A 25574-nucleotide genomic window follows, 5' to 3' on the forward strand; every position below is an offset into this window, starting at 1 on the left:
GTGGTTTGCACCATTTTTTCTTTTTTTGTTTGGCTGAAATTGTTAAACTAAGAGATTTCTGAATCTCTGAATTTCTTAATCTTTTAATTAATTTAAAAGCCAGTCGTACCCCTTTTCTTCAAGCTCTAAAGCAAGAGATTTGTCACCAGTCTTGATGATTTTTCCGTTTGCTAAAACGTGAACGAAGTCAGGTTGAATATAATTAAGCAATCTCTGATAGTGAGTAATCAAAAGAACTGCATTTCCTTCATTTTTGAAAGCATTTACACCGTCTGCAACGATTCTTAATGCATCAATGTCCAATCCTGAATCTGTTTCATCAAGAATAGCCAATTTCGGATTCAGCATCATCATTTGGAAAATTTCATTTCTTTTCTTTTCACCTCCCGAAAAACCTTCGTTCAATGATCTGGAAAGAAAATCTTTTTTAATTCCAAGCTTTTCAGATTTCTCACGAATTAATGCTAACATTTCTTTGGCAGGCATGTCTTCCAAGCCGTTTGCTTTTCTGTTTTCGTTCATCGCAGCTTTAATGAAATTTGTCACGGAAACCCCCGGAATTTCTACCGGATATTGGAAAGAAAGGAAAATCCCTTTATGCGCTCTTTCTTCAGGAGCATCTTCGATGATATCCTCACCTCTGAAAATAATTTCTCCATCAGTAACTTCATAATCTTCTTTTCCTGCGATAACAGAAGAAAGAGTAGATTTACCGGCTCCGTTTGGTCCCATGATCGCGTGAACTTCACCCGGTTTTATTTCAAGATTTATACCTTTTAAAATTTCTGCGCCGTCTTCAATTTTGGCGTGCAAGTTTTTTATCTCTAACATACGTTTAAATTTATCGCAAGGCTAGACTAAGATTTTTTAATCTCCTTTGCTTTTTTAAGATAAACAAAGGCGCTAACGCTTATCAATGAAATACTATTTCTTAATTAAATTTATATCTAAAATTAGTCAAGACAATTTGCGATTCTCATAATACCGTTTTTAAACAACTGAGAATTGAAATTAATAAGCATGCCTAACTTATAATTTCCAAGTCTTAAATAATTTTTTAATTGTGATGCGTGAAAATTGTTTAAACTTTCAACGGATTTAATTTCCAAAACTACCTTGTTTTCAATCAACAAATCCATTTTAAAAGCATTTTCCAACAACAGTTCTTCATATTGGATGTGCAGAGGTTTTTGTCTTTCAACTTTTACATCTGCTTTTTTTAATTCATAGAAAAGGCACTCTTCATAAATGCTTTCATATAAGCCAATTCCTAATTTTCTATGAATCTTTAATCCACTTTCAAAGACAATCTTTGAAATCTCATTTTCGGTCATTTGTGTAATTTTTCGCAAAGATACGCAAGTTAATTGTAGGAACTCAATTTAAAACTTGTATTACTTTTCTAAGCGCTAGCACCTTTGTTTATCTTTAAAATAAATAGCTAGCGATTGAAAAACTTAGTTTTACTTTGCGATAAAAAGATTATCCTACAGAACCCTCCAAAGAAATCTCAAGTAATTTCTGAGCTTCAATAGCAAATTCCATTGGTAATTTATTTAAAACTTCTTTACTGAAACCATTTACGATCAAAGCGATGGCTCTTTCCGTATCGATTCCTCTTTGGTTGCAATAAAAAATCTGATCTTCTCCAATTTTTGAAGTCGTAGCTTCGTGCTCCAATTGAGCTGTCGGATCTTTAATTTCTATGTAAGGGAAAGTGTGAGCCCCACATTCGTTACCCATCAACAAAGAATCACACTGAGAGAAGTTTCTCGCTCCTTTTGCAGTTGGCATTACTTTTACCAAACCTCTGTAAGAATTCTGAGATTTTCCTGCAGAAATACCTTTAGAAATAATCGTAGATTTTGTATTCTTTCCGATGTGGATCATTTTTGTTCCTGTATCTGCATATTGGTGATTGTTTGTCACGGCAATAGAGTAGAACTCACCGATTGAGTTGTCACCTTTCAAAATACAAGAAGGGTATTTCCAAGTTACGGCAGAACCCGTTTCAACCTGAGTCCAAGAAATTTTTGCATTCTTTTCGCAAAGTCCTCTTTTTGTTACGAAATTGAAAACCCCACCTTTTCCTTCTTCATTCCCCGGATACCAGTTTTGTACTGTTGAATATTTAATTTCAGCATTATCCATCGCAATCAATTCAACAACTGCAGCGTGAAGCTGGTTTTCGTCTCTTGATGGTGCTGTACAACCTTCCAAATAAGATACATAACTTCCTTCATCTGCAATTACAAGTGTTCTTTCAAACTGACCTGTTCCTGCCTGATTGATACGGAAATAGGTAGATAATTCCATCGGACATTTTACCCCTTTTGGAATATAGCAGAAACTTCCGTCAGAAAATACTGCGGAATTCAAAGCGGCATAGAAATTATCTCCTCTCGGAACTACTTTTCCAAGGTATTTTCTTACCAAATCAGGATGATTTTTAATCGCTTCAGAGATAGAACAGAAGATAATTCCTTTTTCCATCAAAGTTTCCTGGAAAGTTGTTTTTACAGAAACTGAATCTATTACAATATCCACAGCAACTCCAGAAAGTCTTTTTTGCTCCTCAATATTGATTCCTAATTTTTCAAAAGTCTTCAATAATTCAGGATCTACTTCGTCTAAGCTTTCCAATTCTGGCTTTGCTTTTGGAGCTGCATAATATTTAATCGCTTGAAAATCTGGTTTTTCGTATTTAATGTTTGCCCATTCAGGCTCCACCATTTTCAACCAAATTCTGAAAGATTCCAAACGCCATTCTGTCATCCATTCCGGTTCCTCTTTTTTAGCTGAAATCGCACGGACAATGTCTTCATTTAAACCCGTCGGGAAATCTTCGTAGTCGATTTTTGTTTCCCAACCGAATTCGTATTTTTTATTTTCTAGATCGACTCTTAGATCGTCTTCTGTATATTTACTCATTATTTTTTTTTAAGATTTCAGAAGCTGAATGTCAGGTTTTAAAGTTTGATATTCAGCTTCTAATGTCTTTTTCTTATAAAGAAAAACTTTCACCACATCCGCATGTTCTGGACACGTTTGGATTGTTGAAAACAAATCCTTTTCCATTCAAACCTCCTGAATACTCAAGAACTGTTCCTGCCAAGTAAAGGATAGACTTTTTATCTACAATAATTTTGATCTCATTGTCTTCAAAAATCTGGTCTGTATCTGTTTTTTCGTTGTCAAACTTCAAAACATATTCTAAACCAGAGCATCCTCCGCTTTTCACCCCAACTCTTATATAGTCTTCAAAAGGCTTAAACCCATCTTCTGTCATCAGCTGGATGGCTTTTGCTTTTGCTTGATCTGATACTTTTATCATTGTATTTATTTAGAATGATTTAATGATGCAAAAATACGAACTAATTTCCACAATCTCAAATTGAAGATATCTATTTTAATGATTCTGTTATTAATAAGATTATTATTAATGCATTAGGCTATGTTAAAAAATGTATAAACTTTCGCTTAGAAAACTGCAGATTCCGTTTTTGATTTAACTTTGAGCAGTATTTTTTATCTATTAAAAAAATAACAATGAAACAGAAATTGCTTCTTTTTTTTGTATTGTTTTCATTCATAATGTTCTACGGACAGACAACGCGATATATTTATGAAACTTCCGTAAACCCAGATTCCATCAACTTGGTGACGATGAAAACGGAACGAACTTTCTTGGATATTAAGGCCAGTCGATCTTTGTTTATCAGTGAAAATAAATTAATCCGAGACTCTTTATTTGCGAATTTTAAACCTGAAGAAAAAGAAAATCGTAAAAAAGAGGATAAAAATTTTTCAAAATCCGGAAAAATAAAAAGACCTGAAGGTACTTTTTTTGAATATTTTATCTCAAAAAATATTCCTGAGCAAAAAGTTTACTATTATGACAGAGTAGGTGCAAAACAAATTTATTATCAGGAAGACCGTCCGATAAAATGGGAAATTACCAATGATGTTCAAAAACAAAATGGATATCAATCTCAGAAAGCAACGGCTAATTTTGGCGGAAGGATCTGGACAGCTTGGTTTACAAAAGATATCAATATTTCAGACGGACCATATAAATTTTCAGGATTACCGGGACTTATCGTGAAACTGGAAGATGATAAGGGCGACTATAAATTTGATTTAGTTAAAAAAATAATCGTTCAGAATGCTTTTGAAGAACCACTAAGCTCGGATGCAAAACAAAGCACAAGAATTAATTTTAATGGAGATAAAGCTGCATTGGAATTAGAATTTGTAAAAAACAGAAAAAGTATGGCAGGAAGCGGAGCCGGAATGCAGAACTTTGGCGGTGGCGGAAGACACGGCGGTATGGGTGGAATGCAGAGTGGCGGTCATCATGGAGGTGGTGGCGGAATGGGAAGACGAGGCGAAATGGGAGGCGATATGCAAATGCCAAGTATGAGTACAGATGGAGGAGGAACTTCGGTAATGAACATGAACACAACAGGACAAAATCCAATTGAATTAAGATAAAAAATATAAATAAATGAAAAAGTTAGGGATCATAGCTTTAGCATTATTCATGCAGACTGCTTTTGCACAAACGAACAGATTTGTGTATCAAGTGACCATGAAACCAGATGCTTCCAATAAAAATGATGTTAAAACAGAAAACGCATATTTAGATATTTCTCAGGAAAAATCGCTTTTCTATTCTGAAAACAGAGCGAAGAGAGATTCAATTATGCAGGCAATGTTCCAGAGTGGCGGGGCGAGAGGTTTTAACAGAGATCAAATGGAAAATTTAAGATCAAACATCAATTATTCCATTGAAAAGGACAAAAAAAATCAGAAAACAACGTTTAAAGATCGAATAGGAAGAGATGTTTACACTTACGAAGAAGATCGCCCTTTGAACTGGAAAATTTCTTCTGAAACAACAAAAATTGGGGAGTACAAAGTTCAGAAAGCCGAAACTGATTTTGGCGGAAGAAAATGGACGGCTTGGTTTACCACAGATTTACCATATCAAGATGGACCGTATAAATTTAACGGACTTCCGGGATTAATTGTAAAAGTTGAAGACGATAAAGGCGAATATTCATTTGATTTAATGAAAAATTATAAAATCGTTGAAATCCCTACTTTAAATCAATTTGGAAATACAATTAAAGTAAAAAGAGCTGATTTCGTAAAGCAACAGGAGAAATTTAAAAAAGACCCGATGTCGTTCATGGCTCAAGGTGGGGGTGGATTTGCTCAAACCAGAATTGGCGGCGGAGGAGGAATCGCTCCTCCTCGAAGTGGCGGCGGTGGCCGTGGAGGAGATAATGGCGATTTCAGAAAAAGAATGGAAGAAAGAATAAAAGAAGAGGCACAGAAAAATAGCAATCCGATAGAATTACAATAAAAATAAAACCCCTGAAAAATGTTTTTCGGGGGTTCTTTTTATAATAGTTTAAATTATTTCAAAAGCTGGTTGAAAGTATCACCTTGTCGAATATCTCCGGAATTGTATCCTTTCATGAACCACTCTTTACGCTGTGCGGACGAGCCGTGCGTAAAACTTTCCTGATTAACATACCCTTGCGATCTTTTCTGAATATTATCGTCTCCAACAGCTTCTGCCGCATCAATCGCCGACTGAATATCTCCCGGCTCCAAAATATGCTCTCTGGAATCTGTTCTTCTTGCCCAAACTCCGGCGTAGAAATCGGCTTGTAACTCAGTTGCAACAGAAACTCTATTAAGCTGTGATTCTGAGAATCTTCCGCTTGTTCTTGCTTTGTTGGTTTCATCCAATGTTCCCATAAGATTTTGAATATGGTGTCCCATTTCGTGAGCCATTACATAAGCAACGGTAAACTCTGTAACTTTTGCTCCAAATTTTTGTTGAAGTTCCTGGAAAAAGCTCATATCCATATAAACGGTGTGATCTACAGGACAATAAAAAGGTCCCATTGCAGATTGTGCTGTCCCACATCCCGACTGTGTATTATTTTCAAATAAAACAACTTTTGCGGGAGTATATTGCCTTCCGTTTTCTGCGAAAATTTTTGCCCAAGTTTCTTCATTCTCGGCAGTAATCATCTTAATAAATTCTCCGGTTTGTCTTTCACCTTCATTTAATTGTCTTTGTTCAGTTTGTTGTGGAGCACTTCCACCAGAAGAAAGTATTGCGGAAGGATCACCTCCCAAGAAAAAAACAATTGCTGCTATAATTAAAGTTCCTAAACCGCCGCCAACAATTGCACCGCCACTTCCGGAACCTCGCCTGTCGTCTACGTTGTCACTTCTATCGTCTGTCCATTTCATAGTTTGTTATTTTTATATGTAAATTTAAAATTTTAAATAATATTTTTGTCAAAAATTATAACTAAAGTGAGAAAAATTCAAATTGCTTTTTTATTATTAGGCTTAATGAGTGTTACAGCCTGCAATGATAAAGAAACTAAAGAAGATGAAGTAAACAGCGTCGATAAAAAATCATCGATTGAAACAGAACTTTCTGTGCAACATATCGATACGGCAGATGTTTTAATTACGAAACACAAAATCTGGAAAAACAACAAGCTTTTTAAAGAAATCATTAAAAGAGATACTATTCCAAGTTTGGGAGATACCTTGCAGGTTGTGGAAGATGAAAGTGGGAATGAGCACAATGCAAACGTGAAAAAAGATTACGAATTTTATATAACCGTTCAGTAATGAAAAAATCCAGCTTTATAAAATTACTTTTTGTTACCGGAATTTTAGCGGCCTGTTCTCAGGAAAAGCCCAAAGATCAATGGAAAGGAGAAAAAAAGTGTACATGAGATCCGATACAACAGCATCATATTCAAGATCGCATGGTTTTATGCCGGGTTTCTTTTGGTATCATGCATTTCGACCGTACGGAGCTTATAGCAATGGTGCTTACCACAGAACGGGATATTACAGCGATGCGATCAGTTCAAAATCGAATATCGGGAGAAGCTCTTACAAAGGAAATGTTGTGAGAGGAGGATTGGGCAGAAGTGGTTTCAGAGCATCATCTTAAATTATGAAAAGAATATCATCACAATTCCGAAAAAACTGGGAGCATAAACTTGAAAATCTTGGTTTTGGCTATCATTCTCTGGAAGGACTTTACTGGGACGAAAGTCATTATTACGAATTTTCAATGGATGAAATCAACAAAATTGAAAGCGCAACTGCCGAATTATGGCAAATGTGTCTTGCTGCGGTTGATTATATTATTGAAAAAAACCTCTGGGATAGGTTCAATATTCCTGCATGGTTTAGAAATTACATCATTACAAGCTGGGAAGAAGACCATCCTTCGATTTACGGAAGATTTGATTTTGGTTTCGATGGCGAAAATTTAAAATTGCTTGAATTCAATGCAGATACGCCGACTTCTTTGTATGAAGCTTCTGTTATTCAATGGTATTGGCTTCAGGAAATGTTTCCGTACAAAGATCAGTTTAATTCAATTCATGAAAAGCTGGTTGATTACTGGAAATATCTTAAAAATTATATGAATCCGCATTACATTTATTTTGCTTCTCTAACGAATATTGAAGACGTTACGAATGTAGAATATATGCGAGATTGTGCAACACAAGGCGGTTTTGAAACTGAATTTATTCCAATTCAGGACATTGGCTGGGCAGAAGATATTGAGGAATTCATTGCAGGAGACAGAACGATCATGGAATATATTTTTAAATTATATCCTTATGAATGGATTCTGGAGGATGGTTTTGGAGATAAATTAATTCAGAATAATTTCAGATCTCAATGGATCGAACCGGCTTGGAAAATTCTTCTTTCTTCAAAAGCTATTTTGCCGATTCTTTGGGAAATGTATCCCAATCATCCGTATTTGCTGGAATCTTATTTTGAACCGAAACATTTAAAAGACTTCGTAAAAAAACCAATTTATTCAAGAGAAGGAGCAAACGTTACTTTGCATAAAAATAATTTAGTAATTGAAGAAAATGATGGTGCTTACGGAAAAGAAGGCTTCATTTATCAGCAGTTGTTTGATTTACCTAATTTCGACGGAAATTATCCCGTGATTGGAAGCTGGGTGATCGGACAAGAATCTGCGGGAATCGGAATCAGGGAAAGTGTTCATCTGATAACGAATAACCAAAGCCGATTTATTCCCCATTTAATCGATGAAAACAAAATTTATATAAAAGAAAAGGAGCTGTAAAAAGCTCCTTTTTTATTTCAATGATCGGAAATTAGTGTCCGAAACCAATGCTTCCTTTTTTTCCTGAAAGATTCTTTCTAAAATCGATCATTCTTAAAGCCGTAACGGCTGCTTCAACCCCTTTGTTTCCAAGATCTCCATCACCGCTTCTTGCAATTGATTGTTCTTTGGTATCATCCGTTAGAACACAGAAGATTGTAGGTGTATCTGTCAGTATATTGCAATCCTTGATTCCTTGCGCCACTGCCGAACAAACATAGTCGAAATGTGGCGTTTCTCCACGGATTACGCACCCTATCGAGATTACCGCGTCATATTTACGCTCCTTGCAAAGCTGCATACTTGCGTAGTTCAGTTCAAAAGCTCCCGGAACCGGAAAAAGTTTAATATTTTCTTTTTTTACGCCTTCTTTTTCAAGAATTTCCAGCGCTGCATCACGAAGATTGTAAGTTACAAAATCATTCCACTCAGAAAAAACAATGCCGATAGAAAATTCATCGGCATTAGTTATATTAAGTGGCTTGTAATCGGAAAGATTAACTGTTGCCATTGTTTAGTAATATTTAGTCATTTCAATATAAGAATCAGACATCCCGTTGTCGTAGTCCTGATATTTTTCGTCAATTGTAGCAAAATATTTCTTAGCTTCTGCTTTTTTGTTTAAACCTAAAGCTAAAATACCTGCTTTTTTTGTAAAATAATACGTTGTATAAGGATCGTCAGAAGCAGAAGCTGCTTTGTCTAATAATGCTAAAGCATCATCGTTTTTGTTAAGACCAGATTGTGCATCTGCCATAGCTCCGTATTTCATTGCCATCATCGTCTTGTTATCAGAAGAAAAGCTATCTAAAAGATTGTATGCTTCCTGGAATTTTCCTTCTTTAAACTTAATAATTCCTGCGTTGTAAGCAGAAAGTTTACCGATGTTTGTATTTGAATAATCATTATAAGTTCCCACGAAACCTGGGTTTGCAGCAGATTTTCCTCCCAGAGCTTCTTTGTCTTTACCTTCTGTAAGGTTTTTCTGAGCAGCCAGGAAACTTTTTACAGCTTCAGCATTTTTTGGAGCCACAACGAATTGCTTATATCCAAAGAAACCTAAAACACCTAAAACAAGTACTCCAAAAACAATACCGATTGGTTTTGAGTATTTTTCAAGGAATCTTTCCGTGTTTAAAGCCTCTCTGTCAAGATCTTTAAAAAACTCCACTGTTTCTTTACCTTCTTGCTCGTTTGTAAGTTTTGCCATAAATTATTAAAAATTGAAATGCAAATTTAATTGTTTCTGAATGATTTACAAAATACTTTGTGAGTATTATTGGTTTTATTTTAATTATTGAATGTTATAATCGATTTATCTACAAAAATGACCGATACTTCAATGGATTTTTTATGTTTTTACATTTATTCGGGGGTTGAATTACAGTCGATTATATTACTTATAATTTTTCCTGTGAATAATGTATAATCTTTAAGTTCTTCTTTTTGTTCAGGTGTTAGAAGGTCATAAATACAATCAGCGATTTCTGTATAAAGTTGAAATAAATATTTTGTATTAGGTTTTGTATCGTATCTATCAACAAAATAAATTTCACTTGAGATGTTTTCTAAATCTATTAGTATTCTATAACTCATCTTCTGATTTGGTCTTAAGAAAATTAAATTATTATAGATGTAATAGTTTAAATCTGCTTTTGTTTTATCCTTGATTTTGTGTTTTACCTGCCATTCCTTTTTTTCCTGATCTAAGGAAAAGCATTCTCTATTTTCTTTTAAATATTTTTCAAAGGCCTCAAAATCAATATGGATGTGAGGTCTTTGTGGTTCTAAAATTTGTTTTGTTTTTGGATCCGTTAATTTCAATGAAAATGATAAACCGTGCGATGGTGCATGATATGAATTGAAGTATTCGCAAACAATATCATTCTCATAATATGCTTTTAAATTTGTCAATTCAATAGGAAAGGCATAATTCTTTGTTGAATTATTTTTAATCGTAACAATTGCACTTTTTCTATCCAACTCCATTGAAAGTGTTACTTCAATCTGAGACTTAACAATTTTCGGAACTAAAAAAAGAATTAAAATCAGGAAGAACTTATTGCACATTATAAAAACAGATTGTTTTAAACTATAAAAGTTTAATATTCTAAAATATGATAAACTTCCGCTTTAAATTTCTTTAATTTCTCATCGCCGTTTAAGCCTTTCAAGCCAATCAGAAAACTAAATTGTGAAACTGTTGCACCTTGTTTTTCTACCAATTTTGCTGCAGCTTCTGTTGTTCCTCCTGTTGCCAAAAGATCATCGTGAATCAAAATTCTTTGTCCGGGTTTTATTTGTCCTTCACGGGTTTCGATGATGGCACTTCCGTATTCCAGATCATATTTTTCTGAAATAACTGGTGGTGGAAGTTTCCCTGCTTTTCTAATTAAAATAAACGGAACTTCCAAAGCCACTGCAATTGCAATTCCGAACAGATAACCACGGCTTTCAATTCCACAAACGGCATCAACTTTTCCTTTACTGAATTCGACAAGATCTGCAATAACATCTTCATACAGTTTAGGATTTAAGAAAATAGGAGAAATATCCTTAAACTGAATCCCCGGAATCGGAAAATCAGGAATATTTTCAATGGTTTCTTCTAATTTCTTAATTAAATCTTGTGAAGCCATTTTTTCTATGGATTGATTTTATAGCTTGAAATTTTCCAGTCTCCGTTTACGTTTTTCAACCCGAAAGTTACCTTTAGAGAAGTTGTTTTTCCACTTTTATCGGTAACATCGTACGTTGCATTTACACTTGCAACATTTGCATTTGCTGCACCAGTTGTAATGTTTTTAACGCTTACGTTTTTCACAGAACCAAAACCAGAAGTCGGATTCGAGAAAGACTCATAACTTCCCCAGCTTGGATTGCTCGATGAGTTGAAAGCTGCTTTTAAATTCTGAGAACTTACGTTATTCAAAAAGCTGCTAACTGTATTTTTAGGATCTGCAGGCTGTTTTGGCGTTGCAGGAGTTGTTGTTGGCGTTGTTGTAGCCGGAGCATTCGGATCTGTCGTTGTCGGTGGAGTTGTTGTTCCAGGATTATTCGGATCAATTACTGCTGGATCTTGAGTTACTGCTGTAGAGTCTACTTTTGGTGCAACCGGAACTTTTAATAAAGAAGGGTTTACATCAAGACCGATTTTCGACATTTTGAATGTTTTTGCAGTCGTTTTTACAGAAACGGTGATGTCGATTTTATTATCTACTACTTTAGCCGCAGGAATTGAAGAGAATTTTAAATTGAATCCTTTAAAATTATTATCCTGCATTAAGTTTTTAGCTGTAGAAAGTTTCACACCATTGCTGAATACTTCAAGAGTAGCTTCCAGACCAGCACCTGTAAACGCAACCGGATTTCCAGCGTTGTCAACAAGTCTTGGTACAATCTGAATTGCTGTTGGTGCACCCGCTCCATCGTCTCCCGTAGGTCTTGTGATGATGCTTAATGAACTTGCTTTTACGTCGTTTGCATCACTTTCTTTAGCCGACTCGTCGCCAAAGATATTCATTTCTCCTAATGATGGTGGAGCTGTACTTGCCCATTCGATTCCATTTTTCTGTGCAACCTGATCTGCCATGGTCATGATTTCAGGGACTTTTTTCCCGTTGATCAATTGTCCAAGAGCTTTCAGCTCTGCAACGTCTCCTTCAGCTTCAACCCCGAAAGTTTTCAGGATATAAAGCGCTTCATTAAACTTAATTTGTTTAATTGTTGGAAGACTAGCCGCCATATCATTGATACTCGACTGTAAAGTTTTAGTATTCGTAGCATCTACATGATCTTTCTTGCAGGCTGTAAAAAGCAACAAGCTGAGAATTAGTAGAAAAGAAAACTTTTTCATTTTTTTTCGGTTTACCACAAAAATAGTAAAACCTTTATTAATAGACGTTTTTATTTTTTATTTTGTTGTTCTTTTAAATCATCTTTGAAAAATGAGCTGAAAACCTTTTGCATATTTGGAAACGAAGGATCTTCCCAATAGTTGGTTTTGTAATTGCTTGCATCTTTATCAAATTTTACCTTTTCCACATCTTTTTCGTTGCTAAAAGAAAATTCTGTGGGGTAGAAATTGCTGTATAAAATCAATTGATTATATTCTGGTTCGCTTTTGTGCTTGACTTTAAGGAAAGAGATTTCATTAAATTCTAAAAAGTCGCGTAATGTTTTTTTGGTTTCTCTTTCGTAGGAAACGTTCAAGATACTTTTTAAATCAAAAAATCTGTATCCGAATAGTGCAAATTCTTTTTTCTGCAGGGCTTCTCCGGTAATTTCAACTTGATCTTTCTGATCTCCTTTCAATTCTTTAATGACCGAATTTTTTCTTTTATAATCCTGAATATTTCCAACATCTTTCAGATCAGGAATCTCCAATGAATTTGTAAAGTCGAATGTGATGGTCCGTTTTCTTTCAACTTCTACATTTTCTAATTTGAATACTCTGTATTGTTCAACATTTTTACTTTTTAGTTTTTTAGTTTCATTGTCGAAGATATAGGTTATAATTCCGTCGGTATAACTGTTCAGTTTATTATTGACCGTAAGGTATGAATTAAAATTTCCTTTAATGATAATATATTTTGCCGGCTTGTTGTTTTTAATGACAACCGTTTCGATGTTTTTTACCCGATCATTAATTTTAATAATTCCATTATCAAAATCTGAATAAGCTAATGAAGCAACATTGAAATTATCATAAACTATCTGGAACTTTTCTTTAGACTGATCTAATGATTTCTTATCAATCTTTCCATCAATATCCGAGTAAGCCAAAATGTTTCCGTCATTCCCAAGAACTGAAACCTTGGGTAAAGGTTTATTCGTTTTTTCTGAAACAAAGGTGATGGTTTGTGCGTTGAAGAACTGCAATGCCAGAACAAAAAAGATTTGTAATAGATAATTTCTTTTCATAAAACTTGTTTTTAAGGTTGTTGAATCACTCTTTTATTAAGACATATTTAAATTGAAAAAGGTTGCACCGAAAATGAAAATTTTTAATTTTTTGCATAAAAAAAGACTGATTATTTTATTAATCAGTCTTTTATACATTTATTTTGTTACAGTACCTTAGAAAGGATACTCATAAATTTCAGATTCGTGAAGGTAAGGGTTACCTGTAGGGATCAATTTAAGTTTAGATAATGCTGAAAGCACTGTGAACATGAATAATCCTACTACGAATAATAAAGCTCCTAAGATCAAGATGAATACTTCCGGAGTTTTCCAGTATGGTCCTACTGTTCCCGGCATTACCATGTTAAAGTAATCTAAGATGTGACCACAGATAACGACTACTGCCATTGTTGTAACCACTTTGTAGTTTCTCTTGATGCTGCTACTTACTAATACTAATAATGGTAACAAGAAGTTAACAATAAGCATTGGTAAGAAAGTAGGAGAGTAGTGCTGGAATCTTCCAAAGAAGTAGTTTACCTCTTCCGGAACGTTCGCATACCAATAAAGCATGAACTGAGCGAACCAAGTGTATGTCCAAAGCATACTTGTAGCGAAAAGGAATACTCCTAAATCGTGTAAGTGGTTGTCATTGAACTGAGGTAAGAAACCATTTTTCTTTAAATAAACACTTAGTAAAATGATTACCGCAATACCACTTGATAGGCAGCTAACCATTGAATACCAAATATACATTGTAGAATACCAGTGAGGGTCAATAGACATCAACCAGTCCCAAGCCCAAGCCGCAGAAGCAAATCCGAAGAATGCAATATAACCTACTGCCCATCTGTAAAGCAATTGATACTCTACTCTAGACTTGGTTTCATCTACTTTTTTAGACTGAGATTTCAATTTCCATGCGAAGAAAGAAGCCCCTAAAACATAGATGAACGTTCTGATTGCATAGAAAGGAATGTTTAAGAATCTTTTCTTTTCAAATAAGATCACATCAAAATGAGCAGAGTTAGGATCTGTCAAATCCGGATCCATCCAGTGGAAAAGGTGTCCTTGGTGGAAGATATTTAAAAGCATTAATACGATCAAAATAGCTCCTCCGTATGGAATATAAGAAGCAATAGCTTCCATTACTCTTGTAATAATAATTGGCCAACCTGCGTGTGCAGCGTGCTGAATAGAATAGAAGAATAATACGCAGCAGCTAACTCCAAAGAAAAATACAGCTACAAAATGTATTGCCGCTAAAGGCTGGTTGTGAACCTGTAGAGTCGCGTGCTCAAGGTGAGCAGCATGATCCTGAGGTCCTACCATTTCACTTGAATGAGTAGGTGCAGTATGACCAGAAGCATGAACAGCTTCCATCATTTGTTCAATCTTCTCCGTAGAGATCCCTTTGTTCATAAAGAAACCAATAGCGAATAACACTAAACCTGCAACAAGAAGTATTAAAGAAGTTGATTTTAATTTTGGTGAAAAACTATACATTTCTTTTCTTATTTTTTAGTTTCGGTAGTAGTTTCAGGTTTTGCTTCAGTAGTAGCCGCTGCTGCCGCTGGCGCTGCTGCTCCTTTTTTGAAAGCGCTCATCACATACATTGCAACTCTCCATCTGTCTCCAGCGTTTAGTTGTCCTGCATATGATCCCATCGCATTTCTACCGTTTGTTAATACATAATGAACAGATCCTACAGTAATTTCTCTATCAGCGTAATTAGGTACACCAGAGAAAGCTCCTGACTGAACGATTGGTCCTTGTCCATCTCCACCTACACCGTGACAAGCAGCACAAGTTTTTTCGAATAGAATTTTTCCTCTTTCAATATCCTTTTCAGCATTAGCCAGATTCAAAGGAGAAGCCATTACTTTTTTCGAAGCATCATAACCTGCGTTATACTCATCCGGAGTTTTAGGAAGTAATCCTTCTTCAAAAACACCGTCTTTATTTTGAGCTACTGAACCTTCTACGGGAGAAAGACCTGTTGCAAAATTATTTTTAACAAAAGCAGGGATTTCGTTTTCATGATCTGAATAGGCATCCTGAGCTTTCATCAATGGATCGTAAGCTACCGGGAAGTACATATCAGGGAAATATACTAATGGTACGTTTTCTTTTGGTCCGCAAGAGTTAAGTAAAACTGTTGTTAAACCTAAAACTGCTGTAATTTTTAAAACATTCTTTTTCATTTTAAGCATCTTTAACAGTTATTTCTTCAACTCCAGTTTCAATTAGCAACTGTTTTACAGATTCTACATCTTCAGTTACAAATTCCATCATGAATTTATCATCCGTTGTTCTAGGATCTGGATTTTGCGCAGGAGCTCCAGGATACATTTTGTTTCTTACCAAGAAAGTTAATGACATCATGTGAGCAGCACAGAATACCATAAGCTCGAACATTGGTACTACGAATGCAGGCATGTTGTGTCCCCAGTCGAAAGCCGGTTTACCACCGATGTTTTGAGGCCAGTCGTGATTCATCACATACCAGGTAAGAGTAGCACCGATCGTTACCCCATAAAGAGCGTAGATAAAAGCGGCATCAGAAATTCTTGTTTTCTTTAAACCTAAAGCTTTGTCTAGCCCGTGAACCGGAAACGGAGTATAAACTTCGTTGATTGCGATTCCTTTATCGTTGAATGCTTTAACGCCGTTCATTAAATCGTCGTCGTCAGCATAAAGTCCGTATACAATTTTAGTGGTGCTCATCTCCTTCTTTTGCTTTATAAGTTTCACCTGAGATTTTCAAAATCGATTTTAATTCAGCCTGTGCAATTACAGGGAATGTTCTTGCGTATAATAAGAATAATACAGAGAAGAATCCGATAGTTCCTAAGTATACACCCACATCAATAATCGTTGGCTTAAACATTGTCCAAGATCCTGGTAAGTAGTCTCTGGAAAGGTTGATAACGATGATATCAAAACGCTCAAACCACATACCGATGTTGATGATTAATGCAACAATGAATGTCCAGATAATGTTCGTTCTTAGTCTCTTGAACCAGAAAGAAGCAGGAACAACAAGGTTACAGATAATTAGCGACCAGAAAGCCCACCAGTAAGGTCCAACAGCAGCACCCGGAGAAAGATATGTGAAATCTTCGAATCTAGATCCTGAGTACCATCCGATGAAATATTCAGTTGCGTAAGCTACAGTTACCATACCACCAGTAAGGATGATTACGATGTTCATAATTTCGATATGATACATTGTAATATATTCTTCTAAGTGACAAACTTTTCTTGCAACTAGCAATAGAGTCTGTACCATCGCGAATCCTGAGAAGATCGCACCAGCTACGAAATAAGGAGGGTAGATTGTAGAGTGCCATCCTTTAATAACCGAAGTTGCGAAGTCAAAAGATACGGTAGTGTGTACCGAGAATACAAGTGGTGTTGCCAAACCTGCTAGAACCAAAGAAAGTTCTTCGAATCTTTGCCAGTGTTTTGCTTTACCACCCCAACCGAATGCTAGGAACGTATAAATTTTCTTAGTCCAAGGCGTTTTAGCTCTGTCTCTGATCATTGCAAAGTCAGGGATTAGTCCCATGAACCAGAATACTGTTGATACCGAGAAATACGTAGAGATCGCAAATACGTCCCAAAGTAGAGGAGAGTTAAAGTTCCCCCAAAGAGAACCGAACTGGTTTGGTAAAGGGAATACCCAATATCCTACCCAAACTCTACCCATGTGGATTACCGGGAAGATTGCTGCCTGTACAACCGCAAAGATCGTCATCGCCTCTGCAGATCTGTTTACAGACATTCTCCATCTCTGTCTAAATAATAATAATACTGCGGAGATAAGTGTTCCGGCGTGACCGATACCTACCCACCATACGAAGTTGGTGATATCCCAACCCCAGTTAATAGTTCTGTTAAGTCCCCATGCTCCAATACCTGTTCCGATAGTATAAGCGATACAACCGAACCCATATAAGAATAGAACTAAGGCAGCATACAATGAAATCCACCATAATTTACCTGCTCTTTCTTCGATAGGTCGTGCAATATCTTCTGTGATATCGTGATAAGTTTTGTGACCAATAATTAGAGGTTCCCTTATCGGAGCTTCGTAATGTCCTGACATTTTTTACCTATTTATTATTTAAACTTTATTTTTCTACTCTGTTTCTTACTTTAGTATGATAGAACACGTTTGGTTTTGTTCCGATCTCCTCTAGTAAATAATATCTTCTGTTGCTAGAATACAATTCTCTAACTTCAGACTTTTTGTCATTCATGTCTCCAAACTTAATTGAACCTGTAGAACAAGCTTTTGAACAAGCTGTCTGGAACTCTTCGTCTTTCACGATTCTATTCTCTTTTTTAGCTTCAAGAATAGAAGTTTGAGTCATCTGGATACACATAGAACATTTCTCCATAACCCCTCTAGTTCTTACAACAACGTCTGGGTTTAGAACCATTCTTCCAAGATCATTATTCATGTTGAAATCGAACTTGTCGTTTAGGTTATAAGTAAACCAGTTGAAACGTCTTACTTTGTAAGGACAGTTGTTCGCACAATATCTTGTACCGATACATCTGTTGTAAGCCATGTGGTTCTGACCTTGCTTACTGTGCGATGTTGCCGCTACCGGACATACAGTTTCACAAGGAGCATGGTTACAGTGCTGACACATTACCGGCTGGAAGATTACATCTGGATTCTCAGCTGGGTGGTTCAAAGCACCTCCCTCTTTGTTGAATGCAGTTCCGTATAATTCCGGTACAGCCATTCCTTCTTTTAATCCTTCATAAACCTCCACTTTTTGTTTAGCAGAATAGTAACGGTCAATTCTTAACCAATACATATCTCTAGACATTCTGATCTCATCTTTACCTACAACAGGAACGTTGTTTTCTGCCTGACAAGCAATGATACATGCTCCACAACCAGTACAAGAATTCAAGTCGATTGATAAGTTGAAGTGTGGTCCGTCCGTATCATCGAAAGCATCCCAAAGGTCAATCTTTCTAGCCGGAAGAGCTCCACTGATCGTATGATATTCCAAAGGCTTGTTCCATCCTTCGTGCTCATCGTCGAATGCTACGTTTAAGTAATCGTGTAAAGGAACTTCCTTAGCGATTTCATAACGTCCCATAAGGGTATTTTGAAGCTGGATACCTGCAAATTGGTGATCTTCTCCTGTTTTCTCAATAGAAACATTAGAAACAACTAAGTTTGAACCATCAAATAAAGGATAAGCATTTACTCCCGTTTCAGCAGTAGCTCCAGAGTTTTTCTTACCATATCCAAGCGCAAGACCTAAAGATCCGTCAGCCTGTCCCGGTTGAATGAATACAGGAACGTTTTCAATTTTTACTCCATTTACGGTAAGGTTTACGATAGAACCATCTAGCTGCATTCTGGCGTTAAGATCGTTTTCGATACCTAATTCTTCTGCATCCTTCGGAGAAATTGTAAGGTAGTTATCCCAAGACATTCTCGTGATTGGATCCGGTAATTCCTGCAACCAAGGGTTGTTTGCCTGAGTACCGTCACCCATTGCAGTTGTAGTATATAATACTAATTCTAATTTAGAAGGTTTGAAAGCTCCTAATTCAGCAACAGCCTGAGCACCGTTTCCTCCTGCGTAAGACAAAGTCGTAGTATTTGGAGAAACATTGATACCGTTATATAAAGCTTTGTTGAAAGAAGTTCCTCCTAAGATTGAAGAAGCACTAGCTTTTAAATATTCATAATAATTATTAGCAGCATTGTTTTTGCCATTCTTCCAAACCAATAAAGATTCTTCAATCTGTCTAGATTTGTAGATTTTCTGGATGGTAGGCTGCATTAATGAATATACACCTGTCTGAGGCTCTATATCACCCCAAGATTCTAGCCAGTTAGCTACAGGAATTACAGCCTTAGCTGCTTTGTACATTTCATTTTTCTTATCAGCAACAGCGATTACATAAGGAACTTTAGATAAAGATTTTTTGAAATCTTCTCCTTTATGGTAAGAATAAATTGGATCTACGTTGTTTGTAATCAATACACCAACCTGACCAGCATTTACCCATCCAAGGAATTCCTGGAATCTTGCTTTATCGAAATCTCTCAGGAAGTTTGCTTTTCCAGTGAAAGCAACAGATCCTAATTTTTGGTTAATTAAGTGAGCTAAAACCTGAGCCGCTTTTGAACCGTCTGCAAAAACTACAGCTTTGTTACCTTTAGCCTGAATTTCTTTTACGATTTCAGCAGCAGCTTTGCTTGCAGGTGCAGCACCAGTTACGATAGCGTTGTAAACTTCAACCAAAGTTTTGTTTACGTCACTTGGTTTTAATCTATATCTTGAATCGGCATTAGCACCAGTTAAAGACATGTTAGATTCCACTTGAATGTGTCTCAACATGTTTGCTCCCGGTTTTCTTGCAGATGCATAAGAAGTTTCTAAACTTCCAGCATTATAGTCTCCTAAGATGTCAGCTTGGAAAGAAACAACCAATTCAGTTCCGTTAAGGTCATAAACAGGTAATGCTCTTGTTCCGAACACTTCCTGAGCCGCGTCTAAAGCAGCTGCGTAAGGGAATGCATCGTAAGTTACTAATTCAGCTGTAGGATATTTTGCTTTAAATTCTCCGAATAGCTTCTTGAAAGTAGGTGAAGCAAAAGAATGTGATAATAACACAATTCTTTTACCTGCCGCTTTAGCCTCTTCCAATCCTTTGATCACAAAAGTATCAACAGTATCGAAAGTATCATCTTTACCTTCAAACTTAGGCTGCTTTACTTTATCATTATCATAAAGAGAAAGTACACTTGCCTGAGCTCTTGCATTCGTTTTACCTAAATCTCCGGCAGCCGGGTTCGGTTCAATTTTGATTGGTCTACCTTCTCTGGTTTTTACTAAAACGCTTGCGAAGTCGAATCCATCAAAATATGTTGAAGCGTAGTAATTTGGAATACCAGGAATAATATCATGAGGTTTTACTACGTAAGGAATCGTTTTAATTACCGGAGCCTCACAAGCAGCCAAAGTTACTGCTGCTGTAGAGAAACCTAATAATTTTAAGAAATCTCTTCTTGAAGTACTAGATCCGTTTTGTTCGGCATCTCCAAGGAAATCTTCTACCGGAATTTCTTCCTGGAACTCTTTCTGAGCCAGCTTATTGTTCAAAGCCGGATCTTTAAGTTCATGAATACTTCTAAATTGTATTTTGTTTGAAGCCATTTATACTTCTAATTTTTAGTTATTAATAATGACATTTACCACACTCAAGACCTCCAATAGCATCTACAGTAATCTTACCACCATCTTTAGGGTATTGTTTTTTCAACTTGTCATGTAGATTCTTGAAGTATTCTTTATTATAACCGTTGTTCATGTCAACTTCTGTAGTTCTGTGACACTCGATACACCATCCCATTGTGAAGTCATTCGCCATTTGTACAACATTCATTGTGTCGATTTTACCGTGACAAGCTTTACAAACAACATCAATTTTGTTGTTAGGATTCTTTTTGTTGAAAGAATTGATGATCGCTTGTTCACCTGCTACAACGTGCTGAGAGTGGTTGAAGTAAACGAAATCCGGCATGTTGTGGATTCTTGTCCATTCAACTGGCTGAGTTTTTCCTGTGTACTGTTGTTTCGCAGGATCCCAACCTGTAGCAGCATATATTTTCTGGATTTCTCCATCGTAGAATGCCTTGTCTTTTCCAGGCTCCATGTAGTGCTCTGCATTGTATTCAGAAATTGTTCTGTGGCAGTTCATACATACGTTCATAGATGGGATCTCAGACACTTTACCGTATTTAGCACTAGAGTGACAAAGCTGACAGTCAATCTTCTGTTCTCCAGCGTGGATTTTGTGAGAGAAATAGATAGGTTGCTCTGGCTTATATCCTTTGTAAACCCCGATCCACATGATCCAGTTCCAAACGCCATAAGTTGCCAATAAAGCAAGGATTGCGATTAATCCCTTACCTACGAAATGATATTTTTGATAGATTTCACCGAAAGATTTTACTCTGGTCTCATTAAGACCCGCCAAATCTTCAGATTGCCCTAATTTTACTAATTGTCTTAGTTTAATTAAGATCCAAACTAGTAAAGCTGCAATCGCTAAAAGTGAAATGATAACTACACTTGTTGTAGTATTGTTGGCAGGAGCAGCCTGAGCTGTTTCTGCAGTAGTCTCCTTTTTAGGGTCAGCAGCAGGTGTTGGTTCAGGAGGATTAGTTGTGTATGCTAAGATGTCGTCGATATCCTTATCTGTAAGATTTGGAAAGACCTGCATCTCAGTCTTGTTGAATTTTTCGAAAATTTCGTTTGCGTATTTGTCTCCCGAAGCTCTCAAGGCTTTGTTATCCTTAATCCACTTATGAAGCCAATCTGGACCTACGCCCGCTTCTTCTTTCACTTTCGCTACGATCCCCTTCAAAGGTGGTCCTACTACCTGTTTGTCTAGTGCGTGACATGCAGTACAATTCGCTTTGAAAAGTTTCTCACCATTCTTCGGATCGCCGTCTTGCCCGTAAATTGAAGCACTGGTTGATAGCAATAAACCTATTGCGATCAACGTTTGTCTATAATGCTTTCTCCAACTAATCATTTAAATTATCTTATGTTAGTAAAATATTGAACATTCAATCAATCCCGCAAAAATAATATTTTTAACAGGAATTTAACGGCATATGGAAAGGGGAAAATGTCATTTACGTTTAATTTGTAATTATTCTAAATAACCATGTTTGGTATAATTTTTTAATTTGTATAAATTTGCGCAAACAAGTTTAAATGAGAAATTTGATTAAAATATTTTCGATTTTATCAATATTAGGGTTTTATAATATTGATGCACAGCAGGTTGTAAAAAAGGATACATTGGCAGGTACAGAACTTACCATGACAATGGATTCTAAGGTAAGCAATGCATTGGATGCACTGGAAGATAAGTGCTCAAAAGTTGCCGTTTCATCATCTTCAAGAGATAATGATAACGATTACACGCCTTCAAAACCTACAAAAATTTTTGTTCCAAACAGAGAGTTAACGAATGCTGAAATCTGTAGAAAAAACCCAAGAATTTTAGGATACAAAATCCAAATTACAACGGTGAAAAGTAATGAGGAAGCCAATGAGGTGAAATCTTATTTCAGAAAAAGATTCCCAAATTTAAAGGTTGAAACGGATGCTTCTTTAAGACCAAATTACAAAATTTTAGCAGGAAGTTACTTCACAAAACAGAGTGCAGCTTCCGATCTTTCAAAAGTAAGAGAATACTTTAAATCTGCAATTGCAGTACAATACAGAATTTTCTGTGCAGAGGCAAAATAAGATTTATCTAAATATAAAAATGAAAGCTGAGGAATGATTTTCTCAGCTTTTTTATTTAATTTAAATTCAACGAATATTTGATGATTAAGGAAATTGTATTATTTCGAGCAACTTCATCAACAGGAGCGGATCTTAGTCTGCTTTCAAGATTTCAACGGCGAATTGGCTTGAGCCAAAAACCTAAAAACTTTTTAATAATATTGATTTAAAAACCAGAAAAATTCCGTCATTCTTAAATAATTGTTTACGATTAAATAAGCAAACAAAATACAAAAAGTGACAGTCAAAAAAGACAGCATTTTCGGAGATTCCTTATACGCGTAAAAAAGCCATCCCAAAAGTAAAGGATACACGAAAGCAAAGTGCCCTCCATAGATGTAAGATGTATGTAATCCGAATCTTAGAATACAGTGAATTGCAACATCAAATAGGAATGAAATCATCAGAACCTGTACCAGTTTATTTTTGAAATTTTTAAAATAACTCCAAAAAATCAAACCTAATAAAAGGGTAATGAAAATGTAGGGAATCCATGATGAGTAGACGTCCATTACGATACCTTTATAATCATAACCTTTCATGTTGTGCTTATCGCGAACAAGAAAATTAGAGAACAAAATATTTCCTCCCAAAAAGTAAGAAAGAATCATGTCCCAAGTCGGAGTAGATTTTACATTAGAAAATTTTTCGTACTGTTCATTCGTTTTGCTGAAAATCATTTTGTATTTAAAATCGATTCTGTTTAAATATAATAAAACAAAACAAACACAGGTAAAAATAATTTTAAAAGCCGCGTTCCCAAATTTTTTCCAACTTTTAAATAAATCTTTTTCGAACACAACAGGAACGAAAACTTTAAAGATATTTGTGACCGTTAAACCTCCGATTGAAATTCCTGAAAAAGCCAATGCTAATGTCGGAATTTTCTCTTCTTTCTTCAATTTTATGGCTGAATAATGATTAAATAAAGTCAGCAAAAATAAAGTGTATGTGAAGTTTTCCGGAGTAAATGAAAGTAAAATCGTTGTTGAAAACGATCCGAAAAATAATATTAATAAAAGACTAAAAAGTAAAGGAAGTCCAATAATGTTTTTCAAATATTTAAAAACCTGAAGAACACTTAAACTTACCGCAATATTGCTGAACCAAGCCAAAGCAAAACGAAAATTTCCATCCATTTTTCCATTTGAAAAAAATAAAGCCATTTCTCTTATCCAATTAAAAAAATAATAGGAGAGTGGATGTCTTTCAAAGCTTCCGCCAGACATTACAATCGACTTATTATCAAAACTGAAATAGGCATCCCACGGAATTCTGTCATCAAAAATAATCTTGTGATGAATCGCAATGTATGATCCCAAATATCCGTAACAAACCAAAAAGAAAAGGAAAACAACCAGTTCGATGCCTGTCGACGGAAAGATGAGCTTAAAAAAGTGAATGAATTTTGTTTTGAACTTTGACACCTGCTAAAAGTTTATGCAAAAGTAAAATAAAAAACTCACCAAATTTGATGAGTTTTATGATTGATTTTGAATTCAATTAAAATTACGAACTACAAGAAAGCATCGAACAACCCGAAATATCATCATAACCTGTAGGTCTTTTTGCTGAAAACTCAGGGTAAATGGTGTGATATGGATTTTCCAGTGCGTGAATTAATCTTTCCAACATCTCAGTTTTTCCTTCGTTGATTTCTTCGATACATTGATACAAAAGATAATTTCTCAAGATAAATTTGGGATTCGATTGGTGCATCAACTCCAAAGATTGTTCTCTTGAAATAATATTTTTCTCCAATCTGGATTTGTATGTTGTAATGAATTCTTCCAACTTGACCATTTTTTCGTCATTTAAAAAAGAGTAAGAAACATTTTCAAACTGAAGTCTCAAATCTTTTTGATCATCATATTTTTCCAGTTCAGCGAAAAATAAAGTATAATCCAAATGAAGCTCCTGCATCAGACTTTGCCAATTGGTGAAAAATTTTTCGTCGCTTGTCAATAACTGATCAAACCCAAACTTTTTACAAAGCATTCTGTCATGGTTTTCCCAGAAGTAACTTCCATAGTCATTTAATATTTGCTCTAGAAATTTTTCATCTTTAATTAAGGGATGAAGCGCATTCGCCAATTGCCAAAGATTCCATTGAGAAATCTGTCCCTGTTTTCCAAAGGCATATCTTCTTCCCGGAAGATCGGTTGTGTTGGGTGTGAAATTTAAGTCATATTCATCCATCATCGAGTAAGGTCCGTAGTCGATCGTTAAACCTAAAATCGACATATTATCAGTATTCATTACTCCATGAACGAATCCGACCCTGTACCATTCAACAATCATGTCGGCAGTTCTTCTGGCAACACTTTCAAAAAAATCTTTGTATTTCTGTGTGCCTTCGGATTGTATGTCTTTAAAATAATTTTCAATGGTGTAATCAACAAGTTCCTGCAATGTTTTATATTCCTGTTGCGCAGACATCAATTCAAAATGACCAAAGCGAAGAAAACTTTCCGCTGTTCTGATGACGACTGCACCTTTTTCCAATTGAGGATTTCCGTCATACATCATATCTCTTACGACATCTTCTCCCGTAAAAGCCAAACTTAAAGCTCTCGTTGTCGGAACTCCCAAATGAAACATGGCTTCACTCATCAAATATTCTCGAACGGACGACCTCAACACGGCTCTTCCATCTGCGTGACGGGAATATGGTGTTGCCCCGGCACCTTTCCATTGGATTTCGTTTCTTTCGCCTTTATCGTTTTCAATTTCTCCGGCTATAATTGCTCTTCCGTCGCCCAATTGTCCTGCCCAGTTTCCGAACTGATGTCCGGCATAAGCGGTGGAATAGGTTTTAATATTTTCGGGAAGTTTAGTTCCTACTAAAAAATTAAGATCATTTTCTTCAAATCTTCCAAGCCCTATTTCTTCTGCAAGTTTTTCATTAAATGCAATTAATTTAGGTTGATCGAAACCAACAGGATCGACAGTTGAAAATAAAACTTTAGGAGTATTCCTTTGCATGTTGTTGCCTGAAAAATCTCCGGGAAATATTTTTATAAAGGGTTGTTTAATGTTTTCGATATTCATACTTCAAAGGTATTAATTATAAAAGAAAAGACCTTCCAAATGATTGAAAGGTCTTGTGTATTTCT

General features: G+C 35.7%; 25 protein-coding genes. 6 read left to right on the top strand and 19 right to left on the bottom strand.

From position 1 onward, the window contains the following. Positions 1–87: 87 nt before the first annotated feature. The 4 genes from sufC to ACKX2A_RS12280 all read right to left on the bottom strand — a co-directional run bounded on the left by sufC (position 88) and on the right by ACKX2A_RS12280 (position 3334). Positions 88–831, bottom strand: coding sequence for a Fe-S cluster assembly ATPase SufC (gene sufC / locus ACKX2A_RS12265; protein WP_415324980.1), 744 nt, complete (start codon positions 829–831; stop codon positions 88–90). 122 nt (positions 832–953) lie between these two features. Beyond that, positions 954–1334, bottom strand: a complete 381-nt coding sequence (locus ACKX2A_RS12270; RefSeq protein WP_415324982.1) for a GxxExxY protein — start codon at positions 1332–1334, stop codon at positions 954–956. Positions 1335–1482: 148 nt separating this feature from the next. After that, the gene (gene sufB / locus ACKX2A_RS12275) at positions 1483–2931 is read right to left on the bottom strand and encodes a Fe-S cluster assembly protein SufB (protein WP_312398257.1); all 1449 of its coding nucleotides are present in this window, start codon (positions 2929–2931) and stop codon (positions 1483–1485) included. Positions 2932–3004: 73 nt separating this feature from the next. Continuing rightward, a complete protein-coding gene (locus ACKX2A_RS12280) occupies positions 3005–3334 on the bottom strand; it encodes a HesB/IscA family protein (RefSeq protein ID WP_415324984.1) in 330 nt (109 codons plus the stop codon). Between the two features lie 215 nt (positions 3335–3549). On the opposite strand from ACKX2A_RS12280, the gene ACKX2A_RS12285 reads away from it, so the two are divergent. Next, positions 3550–4494: a GLPGLI family protein gene (locus ACKX2A_RS12285; protein WP_415324986.1), complete on the top strand. Its 945-nt coding sequence runs from the start codon at positions 3550–3552 to the stop codon at positions 4492–4494. A gap of 13 nt (positions 4495–4507) precedes the next feature. Further along, the gene (locus ACKX2A_RS12290) at positions 4508–5371 is read left to right on the top strand and encodes a GLPGLI family protein (protein WP_415324987.1); all 864 of its coding nucleotides are present in this window, start codon (positions 4508–4510) and stop codon (positions 5369–5371) included. A 53-nt stretch (positions 5372–5424) separates the two neighbouring features. On the opposite strand, the gene ACKX2A_RS12295 is transcribed toward ACKX2A_RS12290, so the two are convergent. Then, a complete protein-coding gene (locus ACKX2A_RS12295) occupies positions 5425–6276 on the bottom strand; it encodes a neutral zinc metallopeptidase (RefSeq protein WP_415324989.1) in 852 nt (283 codons plus the stop codon). A gap of 66 nt (positions 6277–6342) precedes the next feature. Between ACKX2A_RS12295 and ACKX2A_RS12300 the strand changes: the two genes are divergently transcribed. The 3 genes from ACKX2A_RS12300 to ACKX2A_RS12310 all read left to right on the top strand — a co-directional run bounded on the left by ACKX2A_RS12300 (position 6343) and on the right by ACKX2A_RS12310 (position 8164). After that, positions 6343–6669 (top strand): hypothetical protein, encoded by a 327-nt coding sequence (locus ACKX2A_RS12300; RefSeq protein ID WP_415324991.1) that lies wholly within the window; start codon positions 6343–6345, stop codon positions 6667–6669. A 79-nt stretch (positions 6670–6748) separates the two neighbouring features. Continuing rightward, positions 6749–7000 (top strand): hypothetical protein, encoded by a 252-nt coding sequence (locus ACKX2A_RS12305; protein ID WP_415324993.1) that lies wholly within the window; start codon positions 6749–6751, stop codon positions 6998–7000. A gap of 3 nt (positions 7001–7003) precedes the next feature. After that, complete coding sequence (locus ACKX2A_RS12310; protein WP_415324994.1) at positions 7004–8164, top strand: glutathionylspermidine synthase family protein; 1161 nt, start codon at positions 7004–7006, stop codon at positions 8162–8164. Positions 8165–8195: 31 nt separating this feature from the next. On the opposite strand, the gene ribH is transcribed toward ACKX2A_RS12310, so the two are convergent. From ribH to ACKX2A_RS12370, 12 genes are all read right to left on the bottom strand, one after another. Then, the gene (gene ribH, locus ACKX2A_RS12315; protein ID WP_415324996.1) at positions 8196–8714 is read right to left on the bottom strand and encodes a 6,7-dimethyl-8-ribityllumazine synthase; all 519 of its coding nucleotides are present in this window, start codon (positions 8712–8714) and stop codon (positions 8196–8198) included. A 3-nt stretch (positions 8715–8717) separates the two neighbouring features. Then, positions 8718–9413 (bottom strand): tetratricopeptide repeat protein, encoded by a 696-nt coding sequence (locus tag ACKX2A_RS12320; protein WP_415324998.1) that lies wholly within the window; start codon positions 9411–9413, stop codon positions 8718–8720. Between the two features lie 155 nt (positions 9414–9568). Next, the gene (locus ACKX2A_RS12325) at positions 9569–10192 is read right to left on the bottom strand and encodes a hypothetical protein (RefSeq protein WP_415324999.1); all 624 of its coding nucleotides are present in this window, start codon (positions 10190–10192) and stop codon (positions 9569–9571) included. Positions 10193–10305: 113 nt separating this feature from the next. Beyond that, positions 10306–10842, bottom strand: a complete 537-nt coding sequence (locus ACKX2A_RS12330) for an adenine phosphoribosyltransferase (protein ID WP_415325001.1) — start codon at positions 10840–10842, stop codon at positions 10306–10308. 5 nt (positions 10843–10847) lie between these two features. Continuing rightward, positions 10848–12059, bottom strand: a complete 1212-nt coding sequence (locus ACKX2A_RS12335) for a hypothetical protein (RefSeq protein ID WP_415325002.1) — start codon at positions 12057–12059, stop codon at positions 10848–10850. A 50-nt stretch (positions 12060–12109) separates the two neighbouring features. Then, positions 12110–13126 (bottom strand): hypothetical protein, encoded by a 1017-nt coding sequence (locus ACKX2A_RS12340; RefSeq protein WP_415325004.1) that lies wholly within the window; start codon positions 13124–13126, stop codon positions 12110–12112. A 156-nt stretch (positions 13127–13282) separates the two neighbouring features. Next, positions 13283–14614 carry a quinol:cytochrome C oxidoreductase gene (locus ACKX2A_RS12345; RefSeq protein ID WP_415325006.1) on the bottom strand — a complete coding sequence of 444 codons (1332 nt, stop codon included), beginning with the start codon at positions 14612–14614 and terminating at the stop codon, positions 13283–13285. A gap of 8 nt (positions 14615–14622) precedes the next feature. Further along, positions 14623–15321, bottom strand: a complete 699-nt coding sequence (locus tag ACKX2A_RS12350; protein WP_415325007.1) for a c-type cytochrome — start codon at positions 15319–15321, stop codon at positions 14623–14625. Next, a complete protein-coding gene (locus ACKX2A_RS12355) occupies positions 15314–15835 on the bottom strand; it encodes a DUF3341 domain-containing protein (protein WP_415325009.1) in 522 nt (173 codons plus the stop codon). Before ACKX2A_RS12355 ends, ACKX2A_RS12350 begins: the two co-directional genes overlap by 8 nt. Next, positions 15822–17219, bottom strand: a complete 1398-nt coding sequence (gene nrfD, locus ACKX2A_RS12360) for an NrfD/PsrC family molybdoenzyme membrane anchor subunit (protein WP_002982402.1) — start codon at positions 17217–17219, stop codon at positions 15822–15824. The genes ACKX2A_RS12355 and nrfD overlap by 14 nt, the downstream gene beginning before the upstream one ends. Positions 17220–17244: 25 nt before the next feature. Further along, complete coding sequence (locus ACKX2A_RS12365; RefSeq protein ID WP_415325011.1) at positions 17245–20310, bottom strand: TAT-variant-translocated molybdopterin oxidoreductase; 3066 nt, start codon at positions 20308–20310, stop codon at positions 17245–17247. A gap of 22 nt (positions 20311–20332) precedes the next feature. Then, positions 20333–21694 carry a c-type cytochrome gene (locus tag ACKX2A_RS12370; RefSeq protein WP_415325013.1) on the bottom strand — a complete coding sequence of 454 codons (1362 nt, stop codon included), beginning with the start codon at positions 21692–21694 and terminating at the stop codon, positions 20333–20335. 185 nt (positions 21695–21879) lie between these two features. Here ACKX2A_RS12370 and ACKX2A_RS12375 point away from each other — a divergent pair, with 185 nt between their 5' ends. Continuing rightward, positions 21880–22419 carry an SPOR domain-containing protein gene (locus ACKX2A_RS12375; protein WP_415325015.1) on the top strand — a complete coding sequence of 180 codons (540 nt, stop codon included), beginning with the start codon at positions 21880–21882 and terminating at the stop codon, positions 22417–22419. A gap of 191 nt (positions 22420–22610) precedes the next feature. Here ACKX2A_RS12375 and ACKX2A_RS12380 read toward each other — a convergent pair whose 3' ends face one another. Together ACKX2A_RS12380 and ACKX2A_RS12385 are read right to left on the bottom strand one after the other, a co-directional pair. Further along, positions 22611–23885: a DUF6080 domain-containing protein gene (locus ACKX2A_RS12380; RefSeq protein WP_415325016.1), complete on the bottom strand. Its 1275-nt coding sequence runs from the start codon at positions 23883–23885 to the stop codon at positions 22611–22613. Positions 23886–23967: 82 nt separating this feature from the next. Next, positions 23968–25509 (bottom strand): protein adenylyltransferase SelO, encoded by a 1542-nt coding sequence (locus ACKX2A_RS12385; RefSeq protein WP_415325017.1) that lies wholly within the window; start codon positions 25507–25509, stop codon positions 23968–23970. Positions 25510–25574: the final 65 nt, after the last annotated feature.

Origin of the sequence: Chryseobacterium sp. MMS23-Vi53 (genome assembly GCF_047651245.1) — a bacterium.
Taxonomy (GTDB): domain Bacteria; phylum Bacteroidota; class Bacteroidia; order Flavobacteriales; family Weeksellaceae; genus Chryseobacterium.

Bases quoted from the DNA above. Each gene is read 5' to 3' on its own strand.
- sufC (WP_415324980.1), bottom strand. From the start codon at position 831: ATGTTAGAGATAAAAAACTTGCACGCCAAAATTGAAGACGGCGCAGAA.
- ACKX2A_RS12270 (WP_415324982.1), bottom strand. From the start codon at position 1,334: ATGACCGAAAATGAGATTTCAAAGATTGTCTTTGAAAGTGGATTAAAG.
- sufB (WP_312398257.1), bottom strand. From the start codon at position 2,931: ATGAGTAAATATACAGAAGACGATCTAAGAGTCGATCTAGAAAATAAA.
- ACKX2A_RS12280 (WP_415324984.1), bottom strand. From the start codon at position 3,334: ATGATAAAAGTATCAGATCAAGCAAAAGCAAAAGCCATCCAGCTGATG.
- ACKX2A_RS12285 (WP_415324986.1), top strand. From the start codon at position 3,550: ATGAAACAGAAATTGCTTCTTTTTTTTGTATTGTTTTCATTCATAATG.
- ACKX2A_RS12290 (WP_415324987.1), top strand. From the start codon at position 4,508: ATGAAAAAGTTAGGGATCATAGCTTTAGCATTATTCATGCAGACTGCT.
- ACKX2A_RS12295 (WP_415324989.1), bottom strand. From the start codon at position 6,276: ATGAAATGGACAGACGATAGAAGTGACAACGTAGACGACAGGCGAGGT.
- ACKX2A_RS12305 (WP_415324993.1), top strand. From the start codon at position 6,749: ATGGAAAGGAGAAAAAAAGTGTACATGAGATCCGATACAACAGCATCA.
- ACKX2A_RS12310 (WP_415324994.1), top strand. From the start codon at position 7,004: ATGAAAAGAATATCATCACAATTCCGAAAAAACTGGGAGCATAAACTT.
- ribH (WP_415324996.1), bottom strand. From the start codon at position 8,714: ATGGCAACAGTTAATCTTTCCGATTACAAGCCACTTAATATAACTAAT.
- ACKX2A_RS12320 (WP_415324998.1), bottom strand. From the start codon at position 9,413: ATGGCAAAACTTACAAACGAGCAAGAAGGTAAAGAAACAGTGGAGTTT.
- ACKX2A_RS12325 (WP_415324999.1), bottom strand. From the start codon at position 10,192: ATGGAGTTGGATAGAAAAAGTGCAATTGTTACGATTAAAAATAATTCA.
- ACKX2A_RS12330 (WP_415325001.1), bottom strand. From the start codon at position 10,842: ATGGCTTCACAAGATTTAATTAAGAAATTAGAAGAAACCATTGAAAAT.
- ACKX2A_RS12335 (WP_415325002.1), bottom strand. From the start codon at position 12,059: ATGAAAAAGTTTTCTTTTCTACTAATTCTCAGCTTGTTGCTTTTTACA.
- ACKX2A_RS12340 (WP_415325004.1), bottom strand. From the start codon at position 13,126: ATGAAAAGAAATTATCTATTACAAATCTTTTTTGTTCTGGCATTGCAG.
- ACKX2A_RS12345 (WP_415325006.1), bottom strand. From the start codon at position 14,614: ATGTATAGTTTTTCACCAAAATTAAAATCAACTTCTTTAATACTTCTT.
- ACKX2A_RS12350 (WP_415325007.1), bottom strand. From the start codon at position 15,321: ATGCTTAAAATGAAAAAGAATGTTTTAAAAATTACAGCAGTTTTAGGT.
- ACKX2A_RS12355 (WP_415325009.1), bottom strand. From the start codon at position 15,835: ATGAGCACCACTAAAATTGTATACGGACTTTATGCTGACGACGACGAT.
- nrfD (WP_002982402.1), bottom strand. From the start codon at position 17,219: ATGTCAGGACATTACGAAGCTCCGATAAGGGAACCTCTAATTATTGGT.
- ACKX2A_RS12365 (WP_415325011.1), bottom strand. From the start codon at position 20,310: ATGGCTTCAAACAAAATACAATTTAGAAGTATTCATGAACTTAAAGAT.
- ACKX2A_RS12370 (WP_415325013.1), bottom strand. From the start codon at position 21,694: ATGATTAGTTGGAGAAAGCATTATAGACAAACGTTGATCGCAATAGGT.
- ACKX2A_RS12375 (WP_415325015.1), top strand. From the start codon at position 21,880: ATGAGAAATTTGATTAAAATATTTTCGATTTTATCAATATTAGGGTTT.
- ACKX2A_RS12385 (WP_415325017.1), bottom strand. From the start codon at position 25,509: ATGAATATCGAAAACATTAAACAACCCTTTATAAAAATATTTCCCGGA.